Here is an 8,441-nt window from a genome sequence, read left to right as displayed (position 1 = left end):
GCAACTGGGTCATGATCCCGCACGTCACCAACAACGACGAGGCGGACATCACCGACCTGGAAGCCTTCCGCGTGCAGACCAACCAGGAGGGCGCCAGGGCCAAGAGCCCGGTCAAGGTGACCATGCTGGCCTTCGTCATCAAGGCGGTGGTGGCGGCACTCAAGAAATACCCCGAGTTCAACGCCAGCCTCGATGGCGACGCGCTGGTCTACAAGCAGTACTTCCACATCGGCTTTGCCGCCGACACGCCCAATGGTCTGGTCGTGCCGGTGCTGAAAGACGCCGACAAGAAGGGCATCCTGCAAATCAGCGAGGAAATGGGCGACCTGGCCAAAAAGGCGCGCGACGGCAAGCTGGGCGTGGCCGACATGCAGGGCGGCTGCTTCACCATCTCGTCGCTGGGCGGCATTGGCGGCACGCACTTCACGCCCATCATCAACGCGCCCGAGGTGGCCATCCTGGGCCTGTCCAGGAGCAGCATGAAGCCTCTCTGGAGCGACGAGCGCGAGGCGTTCGAGCCGCGCCTGATGCTGCCGCTGTCGCTGTCGTACGACCACCGCGTCATCGACGGCGCGGCCGCTGCGCGCTTCAATGCCTATCTGGGGCAGGTGCTGGCGGACTACCGCCGCATCGTGCTGTGAACCAAGGAGCTGCAACATGGCAGTGATTGACATCAAGGTGCCCGACATCGGCGATTTCGACTCCGTTGCGGTGATCGAAGTGCTGGTGCAGCCGGGCGACACCATCGAGGTCGAGCAAAGCCTCGTGACGGTGGAGAGCGACAAGGCGTCCATGGAAATTCCTTCCAGCCATGCAGGCGTGGTGAAGGAGCTCAAGGTCAAGCTGGGCGACAAGGTCCAGCAGGGCAGCGTGCTGCTGACGCTGGAGGTGGGAGCGGATGCGGGCGCACCCTCACCCTCACCCCAACCCTCTCCCGCCAACGGGAGAGGGAGCGAAGGCGGCGCCGCTGCACCAGCGCCCGCCGCCACTGCTTCCTCTCCCTCTCCCGCCGGGGCGGGAGAGGGCAGGGGTGAGGGTGGGGCCAGCAACGCCCAGCAACGCTCGTCCTCGCCCTCGCCCCAGCCCCGCAGCGGGGCAGGCAGCGAGTACGCCGGCTCTGCCGACCTGGACTGCGAAGTCCTGGTCCTGGGCGGCGGCCCCGGCGGCTACAGCGCCGCCTTCCGCGCCGCCGACCTGGGCCTGAAAGTGGTGCTGGTCGAGCGCTACGCGACCCTGGGCGGCGTGTGCCTGAACGTCGGCTGCATCCCCTCCAAGGCGTTGTTGCACGTGACCAGCGTGATCGACGAGGCGCGGCACCTGGACGTGGCCGGGGTGACCTTCGGTTCCATCCAGGTCAACCTGCCCACCCTGCGCGGCCACAAGGAGAAGGTCATCGCCAAGCTGACCGGGGGCCTGGCGCAGATGGCCAAGATGCGCAAGGTCACCGTGCTGCGCGGCGTGGGCAGCTTTGTCGGCGGCCACCACCTGCAGGTCGAGGAAACCGCGGGTGATGGCCAGGACAAGACGGGCGGCAAGAAGGTCGTGCAATTCCAGCGCGCCATCGTCGCCGCCGGCAGCCAGGCCGTGCGCCTGCCCTTCATGCCCGACGACCCGCGCGTGGTGGACTCGACCGGCGCGCTCGCGCTGCAGACCATGCCCAAGCGCATGCTGATCCTGGGCGGCGGCATCATCGGCCTGGAGATGGGCACGGTGTACTCGACCCTGGGCGCGCGCCTGGACGTGGTGGAGATGATGGACGGGCTGATGCAGGGCGCGGACCGCGACCTGGTCAAGGTCTGGCAGAAGATGAACCAGCACCGCTTCGACCACGTCATGCTCAACACCAGGACCGTGGGCGCCGAGGCCACGCCCGAGGGCATCAAGGTCAGCTTTGCCCCGGCCAAGGAGGGCGGTGAGGCCCCCGAGCCGCAGACCTACGACCTGGTGCTGCAGGCCGTGGGCCGCACGCCCAACGGCAAGAAGATCGGCGCCGAGGCCGCAGGCGTGGCCGTGACCGACCGCGGCTTCATCGAGGTGGACGTGCAGATGCGCACCAACGCGCCGCACATCTTCGCCATCGGCGACATCGTCGGCCAGCCCATGCTGGCGCACAAGGCGGTACACGAGGCGCATGTGGCGGCCGAGGTCATCGCCGGCGAGTTGAAGGGCGACGACAAGCTCGCCAAGGCAGCCTTCGACGCCCGCGTCATCCCGAGCGTCGCGTACACCGACCCGGAGATTGCGTGGGTCGGCCTGACCGAGGAGCAGGCCCGGGCGCAGGGCATCAAGGTGAAAAAGGGCCTGTTCCCCTGGGCCGCCTCGGGCCGGGCGATCGCCAATGGCCGCGACGAAGGCTTCACCAAGCTGCTGTTCGACGATTCGCCCGAAGCCGGCGGCCACGGCCGCATCCTGGGCGGCGGCATTGTCGGCATGCATGCGGGCGACATGATTGGCGAGATCGCCCTGGCCATCGAGATGGGCGCCGACAGCGTGGACATCGGCAAGACCATCCACCCCCACCCCACGCTGGGCGAGAGCATCGGCATGGCGGCCGAAGTGGCGCATGGCTCGTGCACCGACCTGCCGCCGCAGAAGAAGTGAACGCCGGGCGCATGCCCTGGCGCTACTGAAGCAGTAGCTGGCCGCCCATGCCTGTCAAAGGCTGGGCGGCTTTTTCATGGATAATTTTCGCAACAAGGAAGCCCCATGGACACTCCCCGCATTGGCCTCATTGGCGTCGGCCTGATGGGCCACGGCATCGCTCTCAACCTGGCCCGCAAGGGCCATGCCTTGACGGTGCTGGACCACCCGGGCAACCAGCCGCTGGGCGAGCTGCTGGACCTGGGAGCGACCACCGCGCCCGACGTGCAGTCACTGGCGCGCGGCAGCGACGTGCTGCTGCTGTGCGTGACCGGCTCGCCCCAGGTCGAGGCCGTGCTGCTGGGCGCCCAGGGGGCGCTGGCGGCGCTGCCGGCCGGGGCGGTGGTGATCGACTGCTCCACCGCCATTCCCACCTCCACCGAGCGCGTGGCCGCCGCCTGCGCGGCCGCGGGCGTGCGCTTTCTCGATGCGCCCATGACGCGCACGCCGCGCGAGGCGCGCGAGGGCCGGCTCAACCTGCTCGTGGGGGGCGACGCGGCGCTGCTGGCCGAGTGCCGGCCCCTGCTGGAGTGCTTTGCCGAGCACATCACGCACACCGGCGCCGTGGGCACGGGCCACCGCATGAAGCTGCTGCACAACTATGTCTCGCTGGGCAGCGTGGCATTGCTGGCCGAGGCCGCGGCCTGCGCGCTCGGCAGTGGCGTGGCGGCCGAGGTGTTCGTCGATGTGCTGGGCAAGGGCGGCGGCGCCGGCGTGGCGCTGGAGCGGCTGCGGCCCTATCTGCTTGCGCGCGACGCGGGTGCCCTGCGCTTTGCCATGGGCAATGCGCTCAAGGACCTGGGCTACTACGGCACCATGGCGAGCGACGCCCAGGCCGCGCACGGGATCGCTGATGCGGTGCAGGCGACTTTTGCCGCCGCGGTCAGCCAGGGCGGGCCGGACACGCCGGTGCCGCAGCTGGTGGATCTTCTCGCGCGTGGCCCGCAGCTTGCCCACGGCCTGCCGGGCGACACCTGAATTCAAGAGAAAACCGGCTCAAGCCCGCATGGGGCCTGGACCTGCTGCAATGTTTTTCGTAGCAGTGTGAGCAAACAGGCCCGGGGCGCTCTCAGTCCATTTCCTCGAACACCAGCGACGGCGTGCTCATGACCCGCGCCGTGTCCGACAGGTGGCCGACCAGGCGGTGGCTGAGGTAGCTGCCGTCGGTATCGGGCTCCAGCGCCGCCACCACCAGGTTGGCCAGGGGCTGGTTCAGCGGCACGTAGTAGCTTTGCGGCGGCACGTCGATCAGGCCGCGGCGCGTGGCCAGCTGCATCTGGCTGCCCGTGCCGGCGCCTGCCTGTTCATAGACATCCGCGAGCACGCCGCCCGACTCGGCCACGCGCAGCATCTGCACGCCCAGCAGGCGCAGGCGCTCGACGGCCGTGGTGGCGCTGGCCGCCAGCCAGTAGCCGCAGGGGCGCGGTCGCTTGAGCACGGGCTGCAGCTGCTGGGCCATGTCCCACTGCAGGTGCAGCGGCCGGTCGGCGCCGGTCTGCGGGTCGATGGCGACCAGCTCGCGCTGCATCGCCGTGGGACGGGCGCGCACCACCAGCTCGCCGCGGCAGGCCTGCGAGGCCGTGTCGCGTGCCTCGTACGAGCGCACCGACTCCAGGTCGGCCGCGCGCTCGACCGTGCTGCGCAGCACGCTGGTCAGCGCCGTGACCTGCGCGTGCACGCGCCGTTGCAGCTGCTGGCGGTCCAGGTCGGCGCCGCGGCCGCTGACCATCAGGCTCACGGCGTTCTTCAGGCCGTTGACGTTGCGCGCGCTCTCGGCCTCGGTGCGGCCGGTGGACAGGCGCTGCCCGCCCGACGCCGAGGCGGCATGAAACAGCTCCTGCCGCAGCCCGGCGGTGGTGAGCGCGCGCTCCATGGGTTGTTCGTACCATTCGCGCGCGGCCTTGACGAGAAACTCGGGCAGGTTGGGCGTGGTGGCGTGGGCATAGAGCAGGTCGGCGCGCGGCAGCAGGCCGAACTGCTGCAAAAATTCGCCGCCCGCCGGGTGTTCGTGCGCATCGGCGACAGTCATGGGGCGGTAGTTGCGCACCAGCCGCGCCAGCGCCTGGGCCTCGGGCGAGGACAGGGCCAGGTGGTCGCGGTCCAGGTCGGTGCCATCGGCCAGCGCATGCTGGCCGGCCTCGGCGCCGTCCGGGTTGGCGCGCGGCACGACCAGCACGTTGATGACGTCCAGCAGCGGCTCCAGCCGCCCGCCCGGCGCCAGCTCGCGTGCCAGCACCAGCAGCGCCTCGGCGCTGGCAGGCTCGTCGCCATGCTGCTGGCCCAGCAGCAGCACCGTGGGCCGGCCGCTGGCCTCCAGCGCCGCCACGTCGGTGCCGGCCGCGCGGGTGAACACCATCGCCCACAGCGGGGCACCGCGCTGCGAGCGGCCGATGTCCAGCATCTGCATGCGGGTGTTGCCGTTGCCCGTGGTCGCCAGGCGCTGCAGCCACTGGCCCAGCTCGGCCTGGGTGGTGAAGGCGCGGCGTCCCTCGCCCAGGCCCGGGGTGTCGTAACGCATGGTTGGCGGCGCAAAGCGCGCATCCGCGGCTGAGGGCTCGGGCGCAGCCGGGGCCAGCTCCGGCCCGGCGCCCGGCAGGGGCGTCACGGAGACCGGCGCTGCACCCTCTGGCGGCACGCTGGTGCCCAGCGGAGGTGGCACCACGCGGGCTGGCTGCGCCCCGCCCTGGGATTGCGAGGGCCAGGGCGGCAGCGGGGTGCTGGAGCAGGCGGCCAGCAGGGCCGCGGCCGCCAGGGTGGACAGGCGCAGGGCGATGCGCGGCAGCGCGGGTGCGCGGCGGTGGGTGCGGGGCGAGGGCGTCATGGCGTGCGAGCGTACATGGGTTCGCGGGCGATGTTAGCCGGCCCGGCGCACCGCACCTTGACAGAAAAAAGCCCGGCTGCAGGCCGGGCGATCGGCCTGCCGGGCTGCTGGAGCGCCGGCAGGCGGGGGTGGGGTGGCCGGGCGGGCCGTCAGCGGCCGAAACCGCCGCCGCGCGGGCCGCGCGAGCCGCCGCCCCCACCGTTGCGATAGCCACCGCCACCGCCCCTGCGGCCACTGCTGGCCATCATGTCCACGCTGGTGCGCATGGGGTCTGGCTGACCGCCGCCACCGGGGCGACGCGGCACCAGCGAATGGCCCATCTGCGTGACCAGGTGGGCGTTCTCGCCGCGCGGCTGGCTGTCGTCGTGGCGGCGCGGTGCACCGCCACCGTTGCCTGCAGGGCCCGTGGCGCCGGGGCCGCCGCGGCGGCGTCCGCCAGCGGCGTTGGCGCCTGCCGGCTGCGGGCGCTGCGCGCCGCGCGGAGCCTGGGCGCGCGGGCCCTGGGGCTGGCCGGCTGCATCGCCACCGCTGCGGCCACGGCCGCCTTCGGCCTTGCGCGGACCCGCCTCGCCGGAGCCGCCGTTGCGGCCTCGCTGGCCGCCACCCTGGGGCGCCTTGTTGGCGCGGATGCGCTCCATCATCTCCTGGCGGGCCGCCTTGGCCGCGGCCTGCATGACCTCACGTCCGGGCGGGCGACCGGCGCCGCCCCAGATGGTCTGGCGGCCCATGGCGATGGGCTCGGCCTGCTCGCCCTCGTCGGGGCCGAAGCCGTCGATGACCTGCACCGGGATCTCCTGCTTGGTGAAGCGCTCGATCTCCATCATGAAGCCTTCCTCGTCCATGCAGACCAGGCTGACGGCGTGGCCCTCGCGCCCGGCGCGGCCGGTGCGGCCGATGCGGTGCACGTAGTCCTCGGGCACGTTGGGGATCTCGTAGTTCACGACGTGCGGCAGGTCGTCGATGTCGATGCCGCGCGCAGCGATGTCGGTGGCCACCAGGGCGCGGATCTGGCCGGTCTTGAAGCCTTCCAGCGCCTGGGTGCGTGCGCTCTGGCTCTTGTTGCCGTGCAGCGCCATGGCCGAGACGCCGTTTTTCGTCAGGTAGTCAGCCACGTTGTTGGCGCCGAACTTGGTGCGCGTGAAGACCAGCACTTGGCTCCAGTCGTGCTGCTGGATGATGTGCAGCAGCACCTGCTTTTTCTTGGCACGGCCCACCGGGTGGATGACCTGGCTGATGCGCTGCACCGTGGTGTTGCGCGGTGTGACCTGGATGCTCTGCGGGTTCTTGAGCAGGTTGCCCGCCAGCTCGCGGATCTCGTCGCTGAAGGTGGCCGAGAACAGCAGGCTCTGCTTGTCCTTGGGCACCAGCGCCAGCACCTTCTTCACGTCGTGGATGAAGCCCATGTCCAGCATGCGGTCGGCCTCGTCCAGCACCAGCACCTCGACGGTGGACAGGTCCAGGAAGCCCTGCTGCTGCAGGTCAAGCAGGCGGCCGGGGGTGGCCACCAGCACGTCGACACCGCGCTTGAGGCGCTCGATCTGCGGGTTCATGCCCACGCCGCCGAAGATGACGGTGGACTTCAGGTCGCTCAGGTACTGGCCGTAGGTACGTACCGACTCCTCGACCTGCGCGGCCAGCTCACGCGTGGGAGTGAGCACCAGGGCGCGCACGCCGCGGCCGCCAAAGCGGCTGGTGGCCGCCGGGCTTTCGCTCAGGCGCTGCAGCAGCGGCAGGGTGAAGGCGGCGGTCTTGCCAGTGCCCGTCTGCGCCCCGGCCAGCAGGTCGTGGCCAGCCAGGACGGCCGGGATGGCCTGGGCCTGGATGGGGGTGGGGCTGTCATAGCCCTGTTCTTGCACGGCACGCAAAAGGGCCGGCGCCAGATTCAGTTCTTCAAAGGTCATTTAGGTCTGATGCGCCCATCCGGGGCGCTGGGTACCGGTTCGCCGCCAGCGGCAAGGCTTGCCACAAGGCCAGTGCAAGGGAACACGGTGATTGCTAGGAGCGGGAGCCCGGAAGGCGTTTGAACCGCTTCCATCGTCCCCAGCTTCGGTGCTGGTGCCAGGGTGACTGGAGCCCGTGGCAGCCGCCATTGTCGCATGCGCCGATAATCAGTGTCTGCCTGCGCGCCCAAGCGCTCACAAGTTTTTGCAGTTTTTCACCAAAGAACACCGATGGCTCAATACGTTTTCTCGATGAACCGTGTCAGCAAGACCGTGCCGCCTAAGCGGCAGATCTTGAAAGACATTTCCCTGTCCTTCTTCCCCGGCGCCAAGATCGGCGTGCTGGGCCTCAACGGCTCGGGCAAGTCGTCGCTCCTGAAAATCATGGCCGGCGTGGACAAGGAGTACGAGGGCGAGGCCATTCCCATGGCCGGCCTGTCGATCGGCTACCTGCCGCAGGAGCCGCAGCTCGACCCCGCCCGCACCGTGCGCGAGGAGGTCGAGGACGCCATGGCCGAGGTCAACGCCGCACGCAAGCGCCTTGACGAGGTCTATGCCGCCTACGCCGAGGAAGACGCCGACTTCGACGCCCTGGCCGCCGAGCAGGGCCAGCTCGAAGCCATCATCGCCGCCGCCGGCACCGACTCCGAGCACCAGCTGGAGATCGCCGCCGACGCGCTGCGCCTGCCGCCCTGGGACGCGGTGATCGGCCAGCTCTCGGGTGGCGAGAAGCGCCGCGTGGCGCTGTGCAAGCTGCTCTTGTCCAAGCCCGACATGCTGCTGCTGGATGAGCCGACCAACCATCTGGATGCCGAATCCGTCGAGTGGCTGGAGCAGTTCCTGCACCGCTTCACCGGCACCGTCGTCGCCATCACCCACGACCGCTACTTCCTCGACAACGTCGCCGAGTGGATCCTGGAGCTGGACCGCGGCCACGGCATTCCCTACAAGGGCAACTATTCCGAGTGGCTGATCCAGAAGCAAAACCGCCTGGAAGCCGAGCAAAAGGGCGAGGAGGCGCGCGCCAAGGCGCTGAAGAA

At 70.1% G+C, this 8,441-nt stretch carries 6 protein-coding genes; 4 read left to right on the top strand and 2 right to left on the bottom strand.

All coding sequences use genetic code 11. The features are described 5' to 3' along the window. The 3 genes from RT051_RS13820 to RT051_RS13810 all read left to right on the top strand — a co-directional run. A partial coding sequence (locus RT051_RS13820) for a 2-oxo acid dehydrogenase subunit E2 (protein ID WP_313077540.1) occupies positions 1-641 on the top strand: 641 nt, incomplete at its 5' end. A 16-nt stretch (positions 642-657) separates the two neighbouring features. Next, the gene (lpdA, locus tag RT051_RS13815) at positions 658-2,601 is read left to right on the top strand and encodes a dihydrolipoyl dehydrogenase (RefSeq protein WP_313077539.1); all 1,944 of its coding nucleotides are present in this window, start codon (positions 658-660) and stop codon (positions 2,599-2,601) included. A gap of 105 nt (positions 2,602-2,706) precedes the next feature. Continuing rightward, positions 2,707-3,618 (top strand): NAD(P)-dependent oxidoreductase, encoded by a 912-nt coding sequence (locus tag RT051_RS13810; protein WP_313077538.1) that lies wholly within the window; start codon positions 2,707-2,709, stop codon positions 3,616-3,618. Between the two features lie 91 nt (positions 3,619-3,709). Here RT051_RS13810 and RT051_RS13805 read toward each other — a convergent pair whose 3' ends face one another. Both RT051_RS13805 and RT051_RS13800 read right to left on the bottom strand, forming a co-directional pair. After that, positions 3,710-5,461 (bottom strand): M14 family metallopeptidase, encoded by a 1,752-nt coding sequence (locus tag RT051_RS13805; protein WP_313077537.1) that lies wholly within the window; start codon positions 5,459-5,461, stop codon positions 3,710-3,712. Between the two features lie 149 nt (positions 5,462-5,610). Beyond that, a complete protein-coding gene (locus tag RT051_RS13800; protein WP_313077536.1) occupies positions 5,611-7,362 on the bottom strand; it encodes a DEAD/DEAH box helicase in 1,752 nt (583 codons plus the stop codon). Positions 7,363-7,632: 270 nt separating this feature from the next. On the opposite strand from RT051_RS13800, the gene RT051_RS13795 reads away from it, so the two are divergent. Next, a partial coding sequence (locus RT051_RS13795) for an ATP-binding cassette domain-containing protein (RefSeq protein ID WP_313077535.1) occupies positions 7,633-8,441 on the top strand: 809 nt, incomplete at its 3' end.

This window comes from Melaminivora sp. (genome assembly GCF_032059615.1).
In the GTDB taxonomy this organism is placed as follows: domain Bacteria; phylum Pseudomonadota; class Gammaproteobacteria; order Burkholderiales; family Burkholderiaceae_C; genus Melaminivora.
This window is presented reverse-complemented; position numbering and strand designations above follow the sequence as displayed.